The sequence below is a fragment of the bacterium Scap17 genome (assembly GCA_013376735.1).
Classification (GTDB): Bacteria; Pseudomonadota; Gammaproteobacteria; order Pseudomonadales; family Halomonadaceae; genus Cobetia.
Genome location: VINJ01000001.1, coordinates 1,104,081 through 1,124,990, shown reverse-complemented (window position 1 = coordinate 1,124,990; position 20,910 = coordinate 1,104,081). Strand labels below are relative to the sequence as shown.

The 20,910-nt window shown below is 62.5% G+C and carries 15 protein-coding genes; 8 read left to right on the top strand and 7 right to left on the bottom strand.

Annotated elements, in window-relative coordinates:
• Window positions 1-12 precede the first annotated feature (12 nt).
• Genes FLM52_04835 through coxB form a run of 4 tightly spaced genes read right to left on the bottom strand, consistent with a single transcriptional unit; the run spans window position 13 to window position 4,307 of the window.
• Window positions 13-873, bottom strand: a complete 861-nt coding sequence (locus FLM52_04835; protein ID NVN55124.1) for a cytochrome c oxidase subunit 3 — start codon at window positions 871-873, stop codon at window positions 13-15.
• Window positions 870-1,463: a cytochrome c oxidase assembly protein gene (locus tag FLM52_04830; protein ID NVN55123.1), complete on the bottom strand. Its 594-nt coding sequence runs from the start codon at window positions 1,461-1,463 to the stop codon at window positions 870-872. Before FLM52_04830 ends, FLM52_04835 begins: the two co-directional genes overlap by 4 nt.
• Window positions 1,464-1,490: 27 nt before the next feature.
• Window positions 1,491-3,143: a cytochrome c oxidase subunit I gene (gene ctaD, locus FLM52_04825; GenBank protein ID NVN55122.1), complete on the bottom strand. Its 1,653-nt coding sequence runs from the start codon at window positions 3,141-3,143 to the stop codon at window positions 1,491-1,493.
• Window positions 3,144-3,173: 30 nt separating this feature from the next.
• Entirely contained in the window at window positions 3,174-4,307 is a 1,134-nt protein-coding gene (gene coxB, locus FLM52_04820; GenBank protein NVN55121.1) for a cytochrome c oxidase subunit II, read from the bottom strand.
• A 532-nt stretch (window positions 4,308-4,839) separates the two neighbouring features.
• Between coxB and FLM52_04815 the strand changes: the two genes are divergently transcribed.
• From FLM52_04815 to FLM52_04780, 8 genes are all read left to right on the top strand, one after another.
• Window positions 4,840-6,588: a carbon starvation protein A gene (locus FLM52_04815; protein NVN55120.1), complete on the top strand. Its 1,749-nt coding sequence runs from the start codon at window positions 4,840-4,842 to the stop codon at window positions 6,586-6,588.
• Between the two features lie 94 nt (window positions 6,589-6,682).
• Entirely contained in the window at window positions 6,683-6,898 is a 216-nt protein-coding gene (locus FLM52_04810; protein ID NVN55119.1) for a hypothetical protein, read from the top strand.
• Complete coding sequence (locus tag FLM52_04805) at window positions 6,889-8,070, top strand: AAA family ATPase (protein NVN55118.1); 1,182 nt, start codon at window positions 6,889-6,891, stop codon at window positions 8,068-8,070. Before FLM52_04810 ends, FLM52_04805 begins: the two co-directional genes overlap by 10 nt.
• 501 nt (window positions 8,071-8,571) lie before the next feature.
• On the top strand, window positions 8,572-9,870 hold the full coding sequence (locus FLM52_04800; GenBank protein ID NVN55117.1) for an efflux RND transporter periplasmic adaptor subunit: 1,299 nt from the start codon (window positions 8,572-8,574) through the stop codon (window positions 9,868-9,870).
• A 101-nt stretch (window positions 9,871-9,971) separates the two neighbouring features.
• Window positions 9,972-13,103: an efflux RND transporter permease subunit gene (locus FLM52_04795; GenBank protein NVN55116.1), complete on the top strand. Its 3,132-nt coding sequence runs from the start codon at window positions 9,972-9,974 to the stop codon at window positions 13,101-13,103.
• A 390-nt stretch (window positions 13,104-13,493) separates the two neighbouring features.
• Complete coding sequence (locus tag FLM52_04790) at window positions 13,494-14,996, top strand: paraquat-inducible protein A (GenBank protein ID NVN55115.1); 1,503 nt, start codon at window positions 13,494-13,496, stop codon at window positions 14,994-14,996.
• Entirely contained in the window at window positions 14,993-16,627 is a 1,635-nt protein-coding gene (pqiB, locus tag FLM52_04785; GenBank protein ID NVN55114.1) for an intermembrane transport protein PqiB, read from the top strand. Before FLM52_04790 ends, pqiB begins: the two co-directional genes overlap by 4 nt.
• On the top strand, window positions 16,624-17,337 hold the full coding sequence (locus FLM52_04780) for a hypothetical protein (protein ID NVN55113.1): 714 nt from the start codon (window positions 16,624-16,626) through the stop codon (window positions 17,335-17,337). The genes pqiB and FLM52_04780 overlap by 4 nt, the downstream gene beginning before the upstream one ends.
• Before the next feature lie 119 nt (window positions 17,338-17,456).
• Here FLM52_04780 and FLM52_04775 read toward each other — a convergent pair whose 3' ends face one another.
• From FLM52_04775 to FLM52_04765, 3 genes are all read right to left on the bottom strand, one after another.
• On the bottom strand, window positions 17,457-17,996 hold the full coding sequence (locus FLM52_04775; protein NVN55112.1) for a glycine zipper 2TM domain-containing protein: 540 nt from the start codon (window positions 17,994-17,996) through the stop codon (window positions 17,457-17,459).
• 367 nt (window positions 17,997-18,363) lie between these two features.
• A complete protein-coding gene (locus tag FLM52_04770) occupies window positions 18,364-18,999 on the bottom strand; it encodes a hypothetical protein (protein ID NVN55111.1) in 636 nt (211 codons plus the stop codon).
• A gap of 87 nt (window positions 19,000-19,086) precedes the next feature.
• Complete coding sequence (locus FLM52_04765) at window positions 19,087-20,406, bottom strand: GGDEF domain-containing protein (GenBank protein NVN55110.1); 1,320 nt, start codon at window positions 20,404-20,406, stop codon at window positions 19,087-19,089.
• Window positions 20,407-20,910 lie beyond the last annotated feature (504 nt).

Genomic DNA, 20,910 nt, shown 5'->3' with positions numbered 1-20,910 from the left:
CACCGCGTGCTGTCAGAACACATAGACGAACAGGAACAGACCGATCCACACCGCATCGACGAAGTGCCAGTACCAGGCAGCCGCTTCGAAGGCGAAGTGATGTTCACTCGAGAAGTGGCCGCGCATCACGCGCACCAGCATCACGATCAGAATCAGGGTACCGATGGTGACATGCAGACCATGGAAACCGGTCAGCAGGAAGAAGGTGCCGCCATAGACCCCCGCCTGCAGCGTCAGCCCCAGGTGGTGCCACGCCTCGTAGTATTCGATGCCCTGCAGGGTCAGAAAGCACAGCCCCAATACCACGGTGCCCGCCAGCCAGTTGCGCGCGGTGCGCCGAAACTCCATCTTCAGCGCTTCATGCGCCACCGTCAGCGTAACGCTGGAACTGACCAGCAACAGCGTGTTGGCCAGCGGCAGCTGCCAGGGCGACAGCAGTTCTCTGGGCCCGGCGATGCTGGCATCCGGCGGCGTCATCAGGGGCCAGCTGGCAGTGAAGTCCGGCCACAGCAGCGCCGTCACTCCCTTGGCGCCCTCACCATCGAGCCAAGGCAGCGCGAAGGTTCGCAGATAGAACAGCGCCCCGAAGAAGGCCGCGAAGAACATCAATTCCGAGAAGATGAACCAGGCCATGCCCCAGCGGAACGAGCGGTCCATCTGATCATCGTAGAGGCCGCCCATCGACTCGCGCACCACATCCCGGAACCAGCCCGCCATCACCAGCACCACGGCCAGCAGACCGATGCCTGACAACCAGGCGGCGCTGCCGTGCACCATCCAGATTCCGGTGCCGATCATCATGCCGCCCACCGCCAGCACGCCGAAGATGGGCCAGGCACTATGGGCCGGGACGTAATAGCTGCCACTGCTCATGTTTCACCTCCTGCAGAATGCTCTGCACCATCGTCCCCCGCGGATGACGGCGTCGTGACCGGATAGAGCGTGTAGGCCAGGGTCAGATCACGAATGCCCTCCGGGAGGTCAGGGTCGACCTGAAAGACCAGCGGCAGCTCGCGCCGCTCGCCTGCTGCCAGCGTCTGCTCCTGGAAGCAGAAGCACATGATCTTGCGCAGATGCAGTGAGCCCTCGGCAGGACTGACACTTGGAACCGCGCGGCCACGCACCGGATGATCGGCGTGATTGGTGAACACGAAGCGCGCGCGGTACTGGCCACCGGGATGGATGCGGAACTGTTCATCCAGCGCCTCGAGTGTCCACGGCAGACCCTGCCCCTGCTGGGTGATGAAGCGCACCGACACCCAGCGGCTCTCGTCGATCTCCATCGCCACCGCGGCCCTGGCCTGACTGGCGGCCTTGCCATTCAGCCCGGTGAGATTGCAGAAGACGTCATAGAGCGGCACCAGCGCGAAGGCGAAGCCCAGCATCGCGACCAGCGCCAGCAGCGTGCGCCGCACGGTACGTGCCACTGCCTGTTGCTGTGCTGCGTGATCGCGTGAGGGCATGTCACTCTCCTGGCCGCTGTCCATCGCTCAGCGGATGATCTGGCCATCGCGGGTCTGCGGAGGAATCTCGAAGGTATGCAGCGGCGCCGGGCTCGGCACGCTCCACTCCAGGTCCACCGCGCCCTCCCAGGCACACGCCGGCGCCCTGACGCCGCCGCGCGCGCACTTGACGATCACGACCAGGAACAGCAGCTGCGAGATACCGAACAGGAAGGCGCCGATGCTGGACAGCATGTTGAAGTCGGCGAATTGCAGCGCGTAATCCGGAATGCGGCGCGGCATACCGGCCAGCCCCGAGAAGTGCATCGGGAAGAAGGTCAGGTTGACGCCGATGACCGAGAGCCAGAAATGCCACTTGGAAAGCCCCTCGTGGGGATAGAAGCCGGTCCACTTGGGCAGCCAGTAGTAGGCTCCGGCGAGAATCGCGAACAGCGCGCCGGGCACCAGCACATAATGGAAATGCGCCACCACGAAGTAGGTGTCGTGATACTGGAAATCCGCCGGGGCGATGGCCAGCATCAGGCCCGAGAAGCCGCCTATGGTGAACTGGACGATGAAGGCGATCGCAAACAGCATCGGGGGCTCGAAGCTTAAGGAGCCGCGGAACATGGTGGCGATCCAGTTGAAGACCTTCACCCCGGTCGGCACCGCGATCAGCATCGTCGTATACATGAAGAACAGTTCCGCCACCAATGGCAGGCCGACGGCGAACATGTGATGCGCCCAGACCAGGAAGGACATGATCGCGATGGAGCCGGTGGCGTAGACCATCGAGGCGTAACCGAACAACCGCTTGCGCGAGAAGGTCGGCACGATGGCGGACACGATGCCGAAGGCCGGCAGGATCATGATGTAGACCTCGGGATGCCCGAAGAACCAGAACAGATGCTGGAACAGCACCGGGTCGCCACCCCCGGCGGCATTGAAGTAGCTGGTACCGAAGTTGATGTCGAACAGCATCATGGTGATGGCGCCCGCCAGCACTGGCATCACCGCGATCAGCAGGAAGGCGGTGATCAGCCAGGTCCAGACGAACAGCGGCATGTCCATCAGGCGCATGCCCGGGGCACGCAGATTGAGGATGGTGGCGATGATGTTGATGGCGCCGAGAATCGAGCTGATGCCGGCGATGTGCAGCGAGAAGATGAAGAAGCTGGTCGAAGGCGGCGCATAGGTGGTGGACAGCGGCGCGTAGAAGGTCCAGCCGAAGTTGGGGCCACCGCCCTCCATCAGCAGGGTGGAAAGCAGCAACAGGAAGGCGACCGGCAACAGCCAGAAGCTGAAGTTGTTGAGGCGTGGCAGTGCCATGTCGGGCGCACCGATCTGCAGCGGAATCATCCAGTTGGCCAGTCCCGTGAAGGCCGGCATGATGGCGCCGAACACCATGATCAGCCCGTGCATGGTGGTCATCTGGTTGAAGAACTCCGGCTGCACCATCTGCAGGCCGGGCTGGAACAGCTCGGTGCGGATCACCAGCGCCATGATGCCGCCGATGAACAGCATGCTCAGCGAGAAGATCAGATAAAGGGTGCCGATATCCTTGTGATTGGTGGTCAACAGCCAGCGCAGCATGCCGCGTGGCGCGCTACCGTGGCCCTCGCCCACATGAGCACCACCTGCGGTGGCCCCCTCGCTCTCGCTGGCCTGAAGTACCGCCTTGCGTGGCTGTTCGCTGGCCATGACACGCCTCCTGAATGCGTCGCTTGCACGCTATTGAGACAGCTGTTCCTTGATGACGGCTGGCTGCACCAGCTCACCGGTATCGTTGCCCCAGGCGTTGCGCTCATAGGTGATGACAGCCGCCAGCTCGACCGGACTCAGCACATCGGCGAAGGCCGCCATGGGCGTGCCCGCCTTGCCGTTGACCACGATATCGATGTGCGCCTGCATGTCCTGGGTGACGATGGCGCTGCCCACCAGCGAGGGGAACGCCGGCGGCATGCCCTGGCCGTCCGGCTGATGGCAGGAGGCGCAGATGGTGGCGTAGGTCTTCTCGCCCTTCTCCATCAGCTCCTCGATGCTCCAGTCACGACCGGCATCGTTGAGCGCGGCCTCGGCTTCGGCCTTGCGCGCGATCAGCCACTCGTCGAATTCGGCCTCCGGCAACGCCTCTACGACCACCGGCATGAAGCCGTGGTCCTTGCCGCACAGCTCGGTGCACTGGCCACGATAGGTGCCGGGGGTCTCGATACGCGTCCAGGCCTCATTGATGAAGCCGGGGATGGCGTCTTTCTTGACGCCGAAGTCCGGCACCCACCAGGAGTGGATGACATCGGCGGAGGTGGTCAGGAAGCGCACCTTGCGATTGATGGGCAACACCAGCGGGTTGTCGACTTCCAGCAGGTAATGCTCGCCCTTGGCGGCGGTGTTGTTGATCTGCTCGCGCGGGGTCGCGAGGCTTGAGGTGAAGGCGACATCCTCGCCCAGATACTCGTACTGCCAGCGCCATTGATGGCCGGTGATCTTCACGTCCAGCGCCGACTCGGAGGCGTCGTACATGTCCTTGAGCGTGGCGGTGGCAGGCACCGCCATCACCACCAGGATCAGCAGCGGGATGGCAGTCCACAGAATCTCGATACGGGTATTTTCATGAAAGCTTGCCGATACCGCACCGCGTGACTTGCGGTGCTTGATCATCGCGTAGCCCATCACACCGAACACCACGATGCCGATGACCACACAGATCCAGAAGATGATCATGTGCAGCGAGTGGATCTCGCGGCTGACCGCGGTGACCCCGACCGGCATGTTGTATTCGACTGCCAGCACCGAAGGGGAAAGGGCTGTCAGTGACAAGGTCGTCAGTGACAGGGGCGTCACTGTACGCCGCAAGCGCAGACGCATTGGCCTGGTGACACGGGAAAGGCATTCCGCGATCCATGACATCGGCGCCTCCTTGTCATTGTTATCGAGAGCCTCACCCAGGTGACGGCGCTGAGCGGCTCCCCGTGCTCCGACTTGCTTCGAGTATAGAAGAGCTTGGCGGAACACAAGGTCGCGTGGATCAACCCACTGATACTCCTTGGTCGCAAGGCAGAGCGAGGCAAAAACGGCTACCCCGCGCGTGATGCCGCCTGAGCACAAGGCAGCGGCGCGCTTCTGCGTTCAGTCCACGCAGAGAGGCGGCGTTTCAGGAATGTCCTGCAGGTTTGCTGGCGACATGCCGGCGCGCGTCGGGGCGACCAATGGCGAAGTTATATGCGCATTTATCGATGTTAGCGTCACGCCGATCTGCACCAGTGTGTTGAAAGTCTTGCTTGAAAACCCTGACGGAAGGTCTTGCTCGGCGGGCGCTCGACAGCGGCATGTCGAGCTGACAACCGGCACACGCCAGCACGCTCTACTCAATCCATCACCACGCCCCTCGGAATCTGCCATGAACGCCATCTGGCTTGCCCTGTTCGGCTGCGTTGCCTTCGCTATCGGCTATCGCATCTATTCCCGCTTTCTGGCCGAACGCATCTTCCGCCTCGACCCGAATTTCGTGACACCAGCCCACGCGCTGCGCGATGACACCGATTACCTGCCGACCAATCGCTGGGTGCTGTGGGGCCACCATTTCACCTCGGTGGCGGGCGCAGCCCCCATCGTCGGCCCGGCGATCGCCGTCTACTGGGGCTGGTTGCCGGCCGTGCTGTGGGTCGTGCTGGGCAGTCTGTTCGCGGCAGGCGTGCATGATTTCGGCACCTTGACGCTATCGGCGCGCCATCGCGGCCAGTCGGTGGGCACCCTGGCAGACAAGCTGATCGGCAAGCGTGCCAAGCTGCTGTTTCTGTTCATCATCCTGATTCTGGTCCTGATGCTGAACGCGGTGTTCGCCTGGGTGATCGCCAATCTGTTCATCAACTTCCCGGCCAGCGTGCTGTCGGTACTGATCCAGATTCCGCTGGCGGTATGGATCGGCCATCGCGTCTATCGTCGCGGCGGCAAGATGCTGATTCCCTCACTGCTCGCGCTGATGGTGATGTATGCCGCCGCGCTGCTGGCTGGCCAGTTCGAGTTCCTGCAGATCGATCTGGTCGGTGCCTTCACCGCCATGGCCGGTGGCGAGGATGCCACCCTGCTGTTCGGCCTTTCGCCCATTTCCAGCGCCTTCCTGGTGTGGATCATCGCACTCATGGCCTATGTCTATGTCGCCTCGGTGCTGCCGGTCTGGAAGCTGCTGCAGCCACGCGACACCATCAACTCTCACCAGCTGGTGGTCGGGCTGGTACTGCTGTATCTGGGGCTGGCCGTGGGTGGCCCACAGCTGACGGCACCGGCCTTCAACGCCGAGGCCGAGATGTCCTTCTACCCGCTGCTGTTCATCACTATCGCCTGCGGCGCCATCTCGGGCTTCCATGGGCTGGTCGCCTCCGGCACCACCTCCAAGCAGCTGTCCCATGAACCGGATGCGCGCCTGATCGGTTACTCCGGCGCGCTGGGCGAAGGCATGCTGGCGCTGATTTCCATCATCTCGGTGGCGACCCTGTTCGCCACCCAGGCCGATTTCAGCGCGACCTATTCAAGCTTCGCCGCGGCGGGTGCCAATGGGCTCTCGAGCTTCGTTCAGGGGTCCGGTCAGCTGATCTCGCATCTCGGCCTGCCCGCCAATGTCGGCAGTACGCTGGTCGCGGTCATCGTGGTCAGCTTCGCGGCGACGACGCTGGACTCCGCTGTGCGCCTGATGCGCTACATCATCGCGGAACTGGGCAGCGAATACGGCATGCCAGCGCTCAGCCACAAGCATGTCGCCACCAGCATCGCCGTCATCGCCAGTGCCGCGCTGGTCATCCTGCCGCAGGGGCCCAAGGGTTTCGGTTCCGGCGGCTATCTGCTGTGGCCGTTGTTCGGCACCAGCAATCAGCTGCTGGCGGGCATCTCGCTGATGCTGGTGTCGGTTTGGCTCAAGCGTCAGGGCCGCCCTGTCATCTATACCCTGGCCCCGATGGTCTTTTTGATGATCATGACGCTGTGGGCGATGGTGCAGCAGGTGGTGCTGGATTGGTCGGGCATGGGCAGCAATGACCCACAATGGCTGTTGTTCACCTTCGGCAGCCTTATCATGGTGTTTGCGCTGTGGATTCTGCTCGAGGCCAGCCGCAGCCTGACGTCTCCCGCCCGGGTGAGCGCTCATGAGAGCTGATGACGATACCCTGTTGGCGTCATCACCACGCCTGCCGAGTCTAACAAGGCGCCTGCTGACAGGCGCCATTCAGCTGCGGGATGGCTGGGAGGCCATGCTGCGCGTCAACCAGCAGCGCGATCTGGCGCAGCTTGCCCGTGAGGAGGAAGACATCTTCATGATGATGAGCTTCGCGGAGCTGATGGGCATCCCCAATCCGGCGCCGGCCGTCTCGCTGGAGATGCTGCCACTGATGCTGGAACGCATGCATGACTGGCACCTGCGTCAGGGGCTCGAGCATTCACCGTTGGAAGGGATCAAATGCTGCTGAACTGGCTCAGACGGCGTCGCCGACAGGATGAGGCCCGCCGCACGCATGCAGCCGAAGGCCGCTCCGACCCCGGCATGGCGCGTGATACGCAAGAGGAAGGCGCCATCCCCCGCCCCGAGATCTGGTTCTTCGGTGGCAAGGGCGGTGTCGGCAAGACCAGCTGCGCGGCGGCCCAGGCGCTGGCACTGGCGGAGAAAGGCGAAGCGACCCTGCTGGTATCGACGGACCCCGCGCACAATCTCGGCGATCTGTTCGGTGCTGTCGGTGGCAAGCCCTGCAACATCGCGCCGCGACTCGACGTGATGGAACTGGACCCCGAGCGGGAATGCGACCGCTACCTGGAGGCGGTCCGCCAGCGGATCGCCCCCCTGGTAAGTGGCGAGCGCAGTGCCACCGTGATGCGCCAGCTCGAACTGTCACGCCACGCTCCCGGCACCAGTGAAGCGGCGCTCTTCGATGCGCTGGTGGAGATCATCCTGACTCCGCCAGCCCCGCTGGAAGATGAAGCTTCACATTATCGCCACATCCTGTTCGATACGGCACCAAGCGGGCACACCATTCGCCTGCTCAGCCTGCCCGAAGTGCTTGGCGGCTGGTTGGAGGGCATGCTGGGTCAGCGCAGGCGCGCCGTCGCCGAACGCAGCCTGTGGCTGGACAGTCAGCAGGCGTCAGAGACGCCAGGCGGAGAAGCGCCGGAAGACCCGATCAGCGAGGCGCTGGAGCAACGCCGTACGCGCTACGCAGCATTGCGTCAGCGCTTGAGCGATACCCGCCGGGCGCGCGTGATTCTGGTCAGCACGCCAGAGAAGCTGCCGTGTCTGGAGACGACTCGAACACGAGAGGCGCTGGAAGCTCATGGCCTGGCCGTCGGCGGCTTGATCATCAATCAGTGCCTGCCGGAACCCGCCGCGCAAGAGGCTGGCAAGACCCTCTCAGCGACCCACGAGCCGCAGGCTGACTGGGTCGCGACCTGGCGAGAACAGCAGCAACGCTGGGCCGCCAGACTGGAGGAGGCCTTCGCTGATCGCCCCTGCCTGCGCCTGCTGCGCCAACCACAGCTGCCGGAGGACCGCGCAAGCCTTGCCCCATTGGTGGTGCAATTCACGGCGTTCCGCCCCTGGTCACCCGTCCCTACCGCGCCCTCTTGCGGTTTCGCTGCTCGCGCCAGATGACTCGAGAGGCTGCCCTGCTCTTAAGCTCTTATGCTCCTCAGCACTTCCGCCCTCACGCTCTCATTCGGATCCGCCCTGTGCTGGCAACATGCGTTTGCGTACAGGGCCGGGGAGTTCATCATTCAGACACTTCGATCTGATAACTTATTCAGAATTTGCGCATATTGATGCACCATCACTGACCTCGTCTCACCTGACTTGTGCACGCATCTTGAGTGAGGCAAGGCATGTGCACGCCTGCGGGCATGGCAAGCGAATTGCATCGTCTTGCATCCCCCTCCATGACGTTCAGAATGCAGCTCACATGGCAACAATCTGTTGCAACAGGGTGCGCAATAACTGCACAAAACAACCATACAGTCGCCTCGCCATTCCGATAGAATAGCGGGCTAAATATCTTCCTCTTCATGACATCGTTGCTTTGACGCGCCGCACCTGCGGTGAGTCACAATGTGGCGATAATGGCGCACTTCAGCCCCTGAATTTCGTAAAGGACGCTCCATGGCCCCGACTTCCCCCAGTCAATCCCGCTTGCAGAGACACCCATTGGCTTTCAATGCCCGCCGCCTCGGCCTGCTTCCGGCAAGCCTGCTGCTGGTCGGTGCCCTGCTGGCCGGCTGTAGCGGCGACAAGGAGGAGGCTGGCCAAGGCCCCGCCGCAGGTGCCAGCCAGGCCGCTCAGGTCGATGTCGTCACCGTCACTGCCCAGGATGTACCGCTCACCAGCGAACTTCCGGGCCGCACGCGCGCCTATCAGATCGCGGAAGTGCGTCCGCAGGTCGGCGGCATCATCGAATCGCGCGACTTCACCGAAGGCAGTGACGTCGAGGAAGGTCAGGTGCTCTATCACATCGATTCGCGCACCTATCGCGCCGATGTCGAGAGCGCCAAGGCGAGCCTGGCGCGTGCCGAGGCGAGCCTCAACACCTCGAGCCTCAAGGCCAAGCGCTTCAAGAACCTCGTCGCGCGCAAGATGGTCAGCCAGCAGGATTACGACGATGCCGTGGCTACCGTCGGCGAAGACCGTGCCGATGTCGCCTCGGCCAAGGCCGCGGTATCCAGCGCGCAGATCAACCTGGATTACACCAAGGTCACCTCACCGATCAGTGGTCGTATCGGCAAGTCCAACGTCACCAAGGGCGCACTGGTCACGGCCAGCCAGGAAACCAGCCTGGCCACCGTCCAGCAGCTGGACCCCATCTATGTCGATCTGACCCAGTCCGCCACCGAAGTGCTGCGTCTCAAGCGTGAGCTGGGCGAGAATCGCGATGCCGCCACCGCTCCGGTCCAGACGGAAGTCGAGCTGGTGATGGAAGACGGCAGCGTCTACGGCGCCAAGGGCAAGCTGCAGTTCGCGGATGTCACTGTCGACCAGGGGACCGGCATGGTCACGCTGCGCGCACTGTTCCCCAACGAAGATGAGCTGCTGTTGCCGGGCATGTTCGTGCGTGCCCGCCTGACCGAAGCCGTCGCCAAGGATGCCATCCTGATTCCGCAGAAGGCCGTGAGCCGTGACAGCACGGGCCAGGCCAGCGTGATGACGGTCAATGCCGAGAACAAGGTCGAGGCCAAGCAGGTCGTGATCGGTCAGGCCATCGACAATCAGTGGCTGGTGACCAGCGGCCTCGACAGCAATGACAAAGTCATCGTCAGCGGTCTGCAGAAGATCAAGCCGGGTGTCACGGTCGAGATCGCCTCGGATGAGACAGGCACTGACCAGAACGCCGCACCTCAGTCGCGGACTGCTGCCAGCAGCGACTCCTCGGAAAGTGAACAGGCCAGGACCGGCGATAGCCAGTAAGCCTGCCCCCGCTTTTCGCGCCACTGTCGCCAGTCAGACGAGAGACGCTTCTCGTGTGACTGGCGACCGTCCCGAACGACGTTCCAGGAGCCTCAAACGTCATGGCCAGATTTTTCATCGATCGCCCTATCTTTGCCTGGGTGCTCGCCATCATCGTGATGCTGGGGGGTATCTTCAGTATCCTCAAGCTACCGATCGAGCAGTACCCCTCGCTGGCCCCTACCAGCATCACCATTCAGGCCACCTACTCCGGTGCCTCTGCCCAGACGGTGGAAGACACGGTGACCCAGGTCATCGAGCAGCAGATGAACGGCATCGACAATCTGCTGTACATGAGCTCGACCTCGGACTCCCAGGGCAACGCCAGCATCGAGCTGAGCTTTGACACCGGCACCGACCCCGACATCGCTCAGGTTCAGGTACAGAACAAGCTGCAGCTGGCCACTCCGCGTCTGCCGCAATCCGTACAGAACCAGGGTGTCTCGGTCACCAAGTCCTCCGGCAGCTTCCTGATGGTCGCGGCCTTCGTCTCTGACGACGGCAGCATGACCAAGCAGCAATTGACCGACTATGTCGCCTCCGACATCCAGGATGAGGTCTCACGTGTCCAGGGTGTCGGCGAGACACAGCTGTTCGGCGCGCCGGGGGCCATGCGTGTCTGGCTCGACCCGCAGAAGCTCAACAACTTCAAGCTGACCACCAGCGACGTCACCACGGCCATCAGCACGCAGAACAACCAGATCGCCTCGGGCCAGCTGGGCAATCTGCCGGCGGAAGAAGGCCAGCAGCTCAACGCCACCATCGTGGCGCAGACCCTGTTTGAAACGCCGGAGCAGTTTGGCAACATCCTGCTCAAGACTCAGGAAGATGGCTCTCAGGTCTATCTGCGTGACGTCGGCCGCGTCGAGAAAGGTGCCGAGACCTACAGCACCGTCAGCCGCTACAACGGCAAGCCTGCTGCAGGTCTGGGGATCAAGCTGGCCTCGGGCGCCAACGCGCTGGACACCGTCGAGGCCGTCAAGGACCGCCTCGATGAACTGTCCGCCTACTTCCCGCCGGGCATGAGCTTCAAGGTCCCGTACGACACCTCGCCCTTCGTCAAGATTTCCATTGAAGAAGTGGTGATGACACTGCTGGAAGCCGTGGCACTGGTCTTCCTGGTGATGCTGCTGTTCCTGCAGAACTTCCGCGCCACCCTGATTCCGACCATCGCGGTACCGGTCGTGCTGCTGGGCACCTTCGGGGTGCTGGAAGTGCTGGGCTTCTCCATCAATACCCTGACGATGTTCGCCATGGTGCTCGCCATCGGGCTATTGGTCGACGATGCGATCGTGGTGGTGGAAAACGTCGAACGCGTCATGCACGAAGAGAAGCTCTCGCCACTGGAAGCGACTCGCAAGTCGATGGGCCAGATCACCGGCGCACTGGTGGGTATCGGCCTGGTGCTGTCATCCGTGTTCATTCCGATGGCCTTCTTCCCCGGCACCACCGGCGCGATCTTCCGTCAGTTCTCGGTGACCATCGTCTCGGCGATGACGCTGTCCGTACTGGTGGCATTGATCCTGACGCCGGCCCTGTGCGCCACCCTGCTCAAGCCGACCAAGGAGAAGACCACCGGCTTCTTCGGCCTCTTCAACCGGGTCTTCGATCGCTCCAACGCGCGTTACCAGAAAGGCGTTGGCGGCATGCTCAAGCGCACCGGTCGCTCGATGCTGGTCTATGCATTGATCGTCGTCGGCTGTGGCGTGGTATTCACGCGCATCTCGACCGGCTTCCTGCCGGATGAGGATCAGGGCTATCTGTTCAACCAGGTCATCCTGCCGGTGGGCTCTACTCAGGAGCAGACGCTCGAGACGCTGGAAAAGGTCGAGCATCACTTCCTGGTCGATCAGGAAGATGCGGTTCAGGAAATGTTCGACGTCGCCGGCTTCAGCTTCGCCGGTCGCGGTCAGAACATGGGTCTGGCCTTCATCAACCTGAAGCCGTGGGATGAGCGCGAGCGCGATTCCTTCAGCGTGGTCAGTGAAGCACAGAGCTACTTCAGCACCTTGAAGGAAGCCCTGGTCTTCGCCATCAACCCGCCGCCGATCATGGAGCTGGGCAACGCCAGCGGCTTCGACATGATGCTGGTCGACCGTGGCGGCATCGGCCACAAGGCATTGACCGACGCGCGCAACCAGCTGCTGGGCATGGCGGGCCAGAATCCGGCCGTGACCGGCCTGCGCCCCAATGGTCTGGAAGACAGCCCGCAGTTCACGCTCAACATCGACGAACTCAAGGCGACGGCGATGGGTGTCTCGCTGTCAGAGGTCTACTCGACGCTTTCCACGGCGTGGGGCTCGACCTACGTCAATGACTTCCTCGACAACGGCCGCACCAAGAAGGTCTATGTGCAGGCGGAAGCCAGTGCCCGCATGCAGCCGGAAGACCTCAAGAAGTGGTACGTACGCAACACCTCCGGCGAGATGGTGCCGCTGAGCGCCTTCATCAACGGCGAGTGGACCTACGGGTCGCCGCAGCTGGAACGCTACAATGGCGTCTCCTCGATGGAACTGCTGGGGCAGGCGGCACCGGGTTATTCCACCGGTGAGGCCATGCAGGCCATGGAAGAGATGGTCAGCCAGCTCAACAATGGCGTCGCGCTGGAATGGACCGGCATCTCGCTGCAGGAATCCCAGAGTGGCGGCATGGCACCGTATCTGTATGCCATCTCGCTGGTCTTCGTCTTCCTGTGTCTGGCCGCGCTGTATGAAAGCTGGAGCATTCCGTTCTCCGTCATGCTGGTGGTACCGCTGGGGGTGCTGGGTGCCCTGCTCGCCACCTGGATGCGCGGACTCGACAATGACGTCTACTTCCAGGTCGGCCTGGTGACGACCATCGGGCTCTCGGCCAAGAACGCGATCCTGATCGTCGAGTTCGCCAAGGACCTTGAAGTGCAAGGTCGCTCGCTGATCGATGCCACCATGGAAGCCGTGCGCATGCGCCTGCGCCCGATCCTGATGACCTCGCTGGCCTTCACCCTGGGTGCCGTACCACTGGCCATCTCGACGGGTGCGGGTGCGGCCAGCCGTCACGCCATCGGCAACGGCGTGATCGGCGGGATGATCTCGGCCACGGTGCTGGCGATCTTCCTGGTGCCGGTCTGCTATGTGGTCGTGCGCCGCCTCTTCGGTGAGCCGAAAGACCTCAAGCGAGCCCACGAAGCGGCCCGCCTGGAGGATGACCTTGTCTGATCTCTGATCACGACAGAAGCCTCATTGCTGTCACATTGCGTGACGGCCCTGCACGCCGCCCTCTCCGGGCGGCGTGCCTGTTTGCAGGCTGGCAAAAAAAGGCGCGCTCACGCGGCAAGCATTGAGTGCCATCAGCCTTTTGCGGCATCATGCTACTATCGAACACTGTTTGCCTGCGCAGGCCTGGTGCTTCCACAGCTCCCATACCTTCGCAGGTCCGCGTGTGCATGGGGCCAGGCCGCTGACGGCGCATCCCCGAGAGCGCATCCCCGAGAGCGCTGTCCCAAGAGCGCAGCCGCAGGCGTGGTCAAGCCGCGGCTGACAACGCCTCTGGGCATGCCCCGAACACGCGCGGCACGGCGATACACCACCCGATCCCGCTGGAGCGACATGCCTCGACCCCTTGCTGCCCTGCGCCGCTACACTCGGCGTACCTTTGAAACCCGTGATCCACCGCAGGTGTTCGCGCCTGTCACGTCTGGCGTGTCACGGCGGCGGATGCGTGCCTGCGAGTGCTGCGACCTCGTCGTGGCGCTGCCGGCGCTCAAGGCCGGCGAGCGCGCCCGCTGCCCGCGTTGCGACCATCTGTTTGCCCAGCGCCACGCCCATGCCGTGCAACGCACCCTGGCACTGGCGATGGCGTGCCTGGTGATGCTGGTGCTGACGCTGCCCTTCGAGTTCATCGCCTTTGCTACCAGTGGCATCTCGGCAAGTCTCAGCCTGATCGATACACCCGCCGCCCTGACGGCCGAGTCCTATCCTTCTCTGGCCGTGCTGCTGATCCTGACCATCGTGATGCTGCCGGCACTCTACCTGCTGGGTGTCATCTACACCCATGCGGCCATCGGACTGAAACTGCCCTTGCCGGGCATTCGCGGCATTGCGCGCACCCTGAGCCACCTGCGCCCGTGGATGATGGCAGATGTGTTTCTGGTCGGCGTGATGGTGAGCTTGGTCAAGATCGCCGGCATGGCCGATATCAGCTTCGGTCCTTCCTTCTGGGCGTTCTGCGCCTTCGCCCTGCTGATGACCAAGACGCTGGCCAGCATCGATGGGGATCGCATGTGGTTCGCGCTGGCGGGCGAGCCAGCCGCCCCCAGCGGTACGCTGCCGGGCATCGGTGCCGCCTTGCAGGGACTGGCCAGTTGCCATAGCTGCGGCCTGATCAATGCCTGCGGCGAACGGGAGGCGCACACCCACTGCCGCCGCTGTGGCGACCCAGTCCATCAGCGCAAGACACAGAGCCTGCAGCGCACCTGGGCCTGGCTGATCGCGGCGGCGATTCTGTACATCCCCGCCAATGTCTTCCCGATCATGACCACGGTCAGCCTCGGGGAGAACGACCCGCAGACGATTGCCGGTGGCATCGTGGTGCTCTGGTCACATGGTGACTGGCCCATCGCGATGGTCATCTTCATCGCCAGCATCCTCGTGCCGGCCTCGAAGATGATCGCCATCGCCTGGCTGTGCATCAGCGCCCAGCGCCCCGAGGTGCAACATGCGCGAGCGCGGGTGACCCTGTACCGCATCACCGAATATATCGGGCGCTGGTCGATGGTCGATGTCTTCGTGGTGGCGCTGCTGGCCGCGTTGATCCAGCTGGGTGCGCTGATGTCGGTGCACCCGGGGCCTGCGGCGCTGTCCTTCGCCTGCGTGGTGGTGCTGACGATGCTGTCGGCGTTGAGCTTTGACCCGCGCCTTGTCTGGGACACCGAGACGGAGAAGACAATGATGGCGAACACGCTGTTCGGTGATCTGCCGCTGACACCGCTGACGGGCTCCGCGTCTCTTGCCTCATCCTCGCAGGCCACGCCTCCGTTCACGACGCCATTCACGACCCCGAATGCCTCCCGCATTCCCCCTTCCGCTGCCGCCTCACAGGATGACTTATGAGTGATGATTCTCGCGCTCGTCGTGAAAGCCGACGCCGCCTTTCGCCAATCTGGATAGTCCCGATCGTGGCCCTGCTGATCGGCGCCTGGATGGTGTGGCACAACTACGCCAGCCGTGGCCCGCTGATCACGATCGAAATGGAGACGGCGGAAGGCATCGAAGCGGGCAAGACACTGATCAAGACCCGTAACGTCGAGGTCGGCAAGGTCGAATCCGTGCGTCTGTCGGACAACCTCGACAAGACCATCGTCACCGCGCGCATGTCCAGGGACAGCGAGCGCATGCTCAATGCCGACTCGCGGCTCTGGGTCGTGAAACCGCGCATCGGTCGCGAGGGGATCAGTGGCCTCAACACCGTACTGTCGGGGGCCTATATCCAGCTTCAGCCCGGCGACAGTCGCGATGAGGAGGATCACTTCGTGGCGCTGGAACAACCGCCGGTGACCACGCAGGACGCCAAGGGGCTGCGCATCGACCTCACCAGCAACGATGGCAGCGTGCTCTCCGACGGTGACCCCGTCACCTACGAAGGCTTCGTGGTCGGGCGCGTGGAATCCAGCGAGTTCAGCCCCAGCGAGAAGGAGATGCACTACACCCTCTATATCGACTCGCCTTACAACGAGCTGGTGACCTCCACCACACGTTTCTGGTCCACCAGCGGAGTCAGCCTGCGCCTGGATTCCCAGGGCCTGCAGGTCGATGTCGGGTCACTGGAAAGCGTACTGAGCGGCGGGGTGGCCTTCGGCATTCCCGAAGACCTGCCGCGTGGCCGCCCTGTGGTGGAGAACACCTCCTTCACGCTGTACTCCGATCAGGAAGAGGCCCGTGAAGGCAGCTTCCACCAGGCCATCGACTACGTGATCATGGTCGACGATACCGTGCGTGGCCTGTCGCGTGGCGCGCCGGTGGAATTCCGCGGCGTCCGTCTCGGCACCGTGGTCAGCGTGCCCTATCGTCTGACCCACCAGCGCGTGCGGACGCTGTCGAGCTTCGAGATTCCGGTGCTGATTCGCATCGAGCCCGAACGCCTCGAGGGGCAGGTCGATGACGAAGGCGTCAAGCAGTGGGAGAAGCGACTCGAGCGACTGTTCAAGCGTGGCATGCGCGCAACGCTGAAATCCGGCAACCTGCTGACCGGTGCCCTGTTTGTCGATCTCGATTTCTATGACAACCCGCCACCCTACAAGGCCGACACCTTCGATGATATTGACGTCATGCCGAGCGTGTCAGGCGGCCTCGCGCAGATGGAAGCCAAGCTCAATGCGCTGCTCGACAAGCTCAATGCACTCGATGTCGAGCCGGTACTGAGCAACCTGAACAAGACGCTGTCGGCCTCCGAGAGCCTGGTGAAGCGTCTCGACAAGACCGCCGGCCATGTCGATGCCCTGTTGGGTTCCGACGAGGTGCAGAAGCTGCCGGGCGATATCAGCACCAGCATCGACAACCTCAATCGCACCCTGGATGGCCTGACGCCGGATTCTTCCGCCTACCGCAAGCTGGAAGGCGATCTCGAACGACTGGATCGTGTGCTCAAGAAGGCAGAACCGCTGCTCGATACGCTGGAGAAGAATCCCTCCAGCCTGATCTTCGACAAGCCGACCACTCGCGATCCGATTCCAAGGGCCCAATGATGACGACAGCCATGAGTCTCTCGACCCGCACAGCCGCCATGCCGCAAGCGTGCAGCGCGTCTGCCTCGCCGCGCACTTCAATGTCCCACAAGGGCCGCTTCGGCGGCCTGCTGGCAGGCTTGCTGATGCTCGGCACACTGGCGGGCTGCACGACTGCCGCCACCGGTGGCGCCTATCTGCTACCACAAACGACACAGGCGAGTGCCGCCCAGCGCAGTGTTGCCGCAGATGCCCCCGTGCTGGAAGTGATGCCGGTGCAACTGGCCAGCTACCTGGAAGGCGGCAGTCTGGTCTATCAGACAGACGACATCACGCTGGTACAGGCCAGCCAGAACCTGTGGGCCGATGATCTGCAGGACATGCTGACCCGCCAGCTGCTGACGCAGCTCAAGGCCAGCCCCGCCCAGCCGCTGAGCCAGTACCGTATCGCGGATACCAGCCTGAGCGGCCTCAAGGGCGCACGCCTGAGAGTCAGCCTGGATCGCTTCATCGGCCGCCATGATGGCCAGTCCGTCATCACCGGTCGCTGGCGCCTGCGCGGCGTAGATGGCAGCGTGCTGGAGGAAGGCGACATCCAGACGCTGACTCCCCTGACGGATGACGGCTATCCAGCGCTGGTCAATAGTCTGGGCGAAGGCTGGCGTGTGACCGGCGAGCAGTTGGCGCGTGAGATCGCCAAGGCACTGCCCGCCACGGCGGATGCCAGCTGACGACCCGACGGCCTGATAGAAAAGAGCACGGTCAGATACCCAGAAAGCTGAATATCCAAAAAAAGAAGCCCCCCCGGCGGATTCCGTCGGGGGGCTTCGTGTCTGGCGGCTATCTGGCCTCAGCCTTGCTGGGGCAGCACCAGCTCACCATCACGGATCTCGAAGCGCTTCACGTCCGGCTTGGCCTCGAGACGCACGGTGCGGGTCTCATCCCCCATGTCGACCTTGACGTCGTAGCCGACCACCTTGTCTGACGCGTCCTGCACCGTTTCGCAGCGCTGCTCGGTCGTGGTGTAGGTGTCGCCCTTCTTCATCTGGCTCTGTATCTGGTTGCCGGCATAACCGCCACCCACGGCACCCGCGGCTGTCAGCACCTTCTTGCCATTGCCACCGCCAAACTGATTGCCCACCACACCGCCGACGATCGCGCCGACGGCCGTGCCGACGATATTATGGGTGTCCTTGCTGGGCGCCTGATGCGTCACGGTCTCGTTGTGACAGACCTCGCGCGGAGTGGTCACGGTTTCCGTCACGGCATCCACCGCCACGATATCGGCATATTCAGGGCCTGAGTTGCTGGCCGTATAGCTGCCGATCGCCACTCCACCACCAATACCCAGTGCAGCCACGATCGCGCCAATCAGGATGGACTTGTTCATGCGTGTTCTCCTCACCGAATAGTGTTGCAGCCTGGCTCGTCGGCCAGTCAGCCATGCCCCTGGATGACACCTAGGGCCTGCCGCTGCGTTCGGAGAGTAATCTAACACTGTTCGATAAACTCGGTAATGTGGCAACTTCACCACCCGGCCGTCGCCATTTCGCAACATTGGACGTGGAAAAGCCGATTTCTACGCTAGATCATGCCTTATATTAGCAATTTCTTGGCAAGTAGACATGCGGCGAGAAAACTCCGCTCACCGCTTTGGCGCTGACTCGGACTGTACGAGTCGGACAGAACGAACAGGGCCGGTGCGAGCGTTTCAGCTCGCACCGGCCCTGGCCTTGATGGCCCAGACCGCAAGTCACTCAGTCCCGCTGATTGGCCGTGATGGACACGGCTTCATCGTTGCAGAACTGCACGCGGACATCTTCCCACCAATTCAGCAGACGGCAGGATGTGTCATCGGCAATCGTCTCGCTGATATCACTGGGCTTGCCCAGCAACGAGATGGCCTGAGCCTCGCTCATGCCCTGCACCAGATAGCCATCATCCAGCGCTGAACGGATGCGGTACTGACGCTGGCTCTCCTCACGTGCAGCCAGGGCACGCTCCTTCTCACGCGCCAGGCGCTGTGCGGTCGGGTCTTCGCCAGAGGCGTTCTCTATCACGTCAGCGGCGGGCACCACCGTCAGCGAATCATCCAGCGTGACGGGGGCATCGCCCTGCTGACAAGGCTGCTGCTGCCAGGTGGGCACCCCTGCCTGAACACAGCGAAAGATGCTGTTGCTGGCCTTGGCGGCAGGCGGCAGAGAGGGTGTCGCCGGGTCGGCAATCACTTGCGCCCGAGGCGCCTGCCCGTCACTCGAAGACGCTGCAGCATTCGGCGACTCCTCCGCCTGAACCGCCGCAAGCGGCATACCACTGACCAACGCCGTCACCAGCAGTCCCCGCAAGAGCCGGCGCGACAACCGGCGTGAAACGCTGCCACAGGAATCCATCATCAGCTTGTCTCTCCGCTTGGTGAGAGCGTGGATCATGCATGGATATCACGCCCAATCAGGTGAAATGGCAAAGCCATCATCCTTGCGTCAGCGCTTCCACTGATAGACCTCATCGGCGGCCTGCACATCGTCATGGTCATTGACATCAGAGCGGCTGGGGATCGAGGCTGCTTCGCCTGATCCATCGCCTGAAGTGTCCGGTGGCAGCATGCCTGGCATGGCCAGCCTGTCGCGGTCGGGGCGGTGGTCGTGATCAGACGGCTCGATCTGATCAAGGCTGGCTGCGCCGTGATCGGGCGCATCCCAGACGGTGACCACCCGATTGCGCCCTTCGCGCTTGGCACGGTACATGGCCTGATCGGCACGCTGCAGAAGATCAGGCAACAGCGATTCCGCACATGCCGCTGGCCCGCCCTGGGCCGCTCCGATACTGATGGTGACCCGCAACAACTGTCCATTGCTCAGCGTGAAGGCACGACTGTTGATCGATAGCAGCAGACGTTCGGCGACGTGCTTGAGACCATCCCTGTCATCTGTCGGGCACAGCGCCACGAACTCTTCTCCCCCCTGGCGGCACAGCTGATCACTGCCGCGCAGATGGTGACGCAGTCGTTGCGTCAGCTCTATCAGCACCTCATCGCCAATCGCATGCCCTTGGGTATCATTGATGGCCTTGAAGTGATCGACATCGATCATCAACACTCCCAGGCCACCACGGCTCAACAGACGCGGCCCCTCTTCCAGCAAGGCAAAACGAGACAGTGCCCCCGTCAACTGGTCATGGCGCAAGTCACGACGGTAGCGCTTCTCGCGCTGCTCAGCCTCCCACCCGATCTGAACGGCCACCACCGCGATGAAGGTGACGGAAATCATCAGGTTGACGACACTGGCCAGCGACATGAACTCGTAGGAGACGATATAGACCGGGCTGGTGAGATATTGGGAGCCGATATAGAACAGCAGCAGGACGCCACTGAACAATAGCCGTTGAATGCGTGACAGGAACGCAATACAGATGAAGAAGATGGCGACGATATGGAAATACTCGAAGCCGCCCTCGGCGCCGAACTGGTATTCCCACCATGCCGCCTTGGCTGACATCGGCACCACCAGCAACAGCAACGCGGAATTCATGTAGCCCTTGCGGTGGAACAGGATGGCCAGGACGTTGAGCAGGACGCCGATGACATTGATCACCACTGGCTGCGGATAAGGCTGCAGCCCCAGCAGAGCGAAGTAGCCCAGCTGGCAGCCGAGCGCACTGATATAGATCCACATGAACAACTGATAAAGCGCGAGGTGCCGCTCGGCCAGCCCCGCCGGAGCTGGCCACCGCCACTTCATGTTGACCGTGCGCAAGACACCCAGCCGACTTCCCGGTTTGCGACGGCGATCTGCTTTCGCCATGATTCCTTCCTCATTTACGGCACTTCCCGTGTGCCTCCGCTGTGCTCTACCTGATGATATTGCCTGTCTATTCTATCTCACGCTGCTGTATGAAACGTGACGGCCTTTTTCATTGCGTATCCTTCAAGGCATGCAGCGCAGTCAGGCATATGATTCACGCATACTAGGCATTCTCCCCTGCGAGACTGGCAATCCCATCACGGCGACGTGGCTCACGCAGCAGGCGCCTGAGCGTGAAGCATCAGCAATCTCGAGGATAAGCAATCTCGAGGATCAGCAGTCGCAGATTCTCACAAAGCGGGCCTTGTGGGTGACTTGCAGAGTAGTTCAGAGAAGATTTAAGCCCTAGATTCAGTCGTGATGATGACCGGGCTGGAAAAAGCCCGTGACCAGTCAATGGTACTCTTGAGCATGGCAATACTGACATCTCGTCGCCAGCCTGCATGCCCCACACCACTTGGCACTCGGGCCCTCCTTGACGTCTGAAGCAAGAACCGGGCAGAC

Bases quoted from the DNA above. Each gene is read 5' to 3' on its own strand.
- ctaD (NVN55122.1), bottom strand. From the start codon at position 3,143: ATGGCCAGCGAACAGCCACGCAAGGCGGTACTTCAGGCCAGCGAGAGC.
- FLM52_04815 (NVN55120.1), top strand. From the start codon at position 4,840: ATGAACGCCATCTGGCTTGCCCTGTTCGGCTGCGTTGCCTTCGCTATC.
- FLM52_04810 (NVN55119.1), top strand. From the start codon at position 6,683: ATGCTGCGCGTCAACCAGCAGCGCGATCTGGCGCAGCTTGCCCGTGAG.
- FLM52_04775 (NVN55112.1), bottom strand. From the start codon at position 17,996: ATGAACAAGTCCATCCTGATTGGCGCGATCGTGGCTGCACTGGGTATT.
- FLM52_04780 (NVN55113.1), top strand. From the start codon at position 16,624: ATGATGACGACAGCCATGAGTCTCTCGACCCGCACAGCCGCCATGCCG.
- FLM52_04790 (NVN55115.1), top strand. From the start codon at position 13,494: ATGCCTCGACCCCTTGCTGCCCTGCGCCGCTACACTCGGCGTACCTTT.
- FLM52_04835 (NVN55124.1), bottom strand. From the start codon at position 873: ATGAGCAGTGGCAGCTATTACGTCCCGGCCCATAGTGCCTGGCCCATC.
- FLM52_04770 (NVN55111.1), bottom strand. From the start codon at position 18,999: ATGATGGATTCCTGTGGCAGCGTTTCACGCCGGTTGTCGCGCCGGCTC.
- pqiB (NVN55114.1), top strand. From the start codon at position 14,993: ATGAGTGATGATTCTCGCGCTCGTCGTGAAAGCCGACGCCGCCTTTCG.
- FLM52_04800 (NVN55117.1), top strand. From the start codon at position 8,572: ATGGCCCCGACTTCCCCCAGTCAATCCCGCTTGCAGAGACACCCATTG.
- FLM52_04830 (NVN55123.1), bottom strand. From the start codon at position 1,463: ATGCCCTCACGCGATCACGCAGCACAGCAACAGGCAGTGGCACGTACC.
- coxB (NVN55121.1), bottom strand. From the start codon at position 4,307: ATGCGTCTGCGCTTGCGGCGTACAGTGACGCCCCTGTCACTGACGACC.
- FLM52_04795 (NVN55116.1), top strand. From the start codon at position 9,972: ATGGCCAGATTTTTCATCGATCGCCCTATCTTTGCCTGGGTGCTCGCC.
- FLM52_04765 (NVN55110.1), bottom strand. From the start codon at position 20,406: ATGGCGAAAGCAGATCGCCGTCGCAAACCGGGAAGTCGGCTGGGTGTC.
- FLM52_04805 (NVN55118.1), top strand. From the start codon at position 6,889: ATGCTGCTGAACTGGCTCAGACGGCGTCGCCGACAGGATGAGGCCCGC.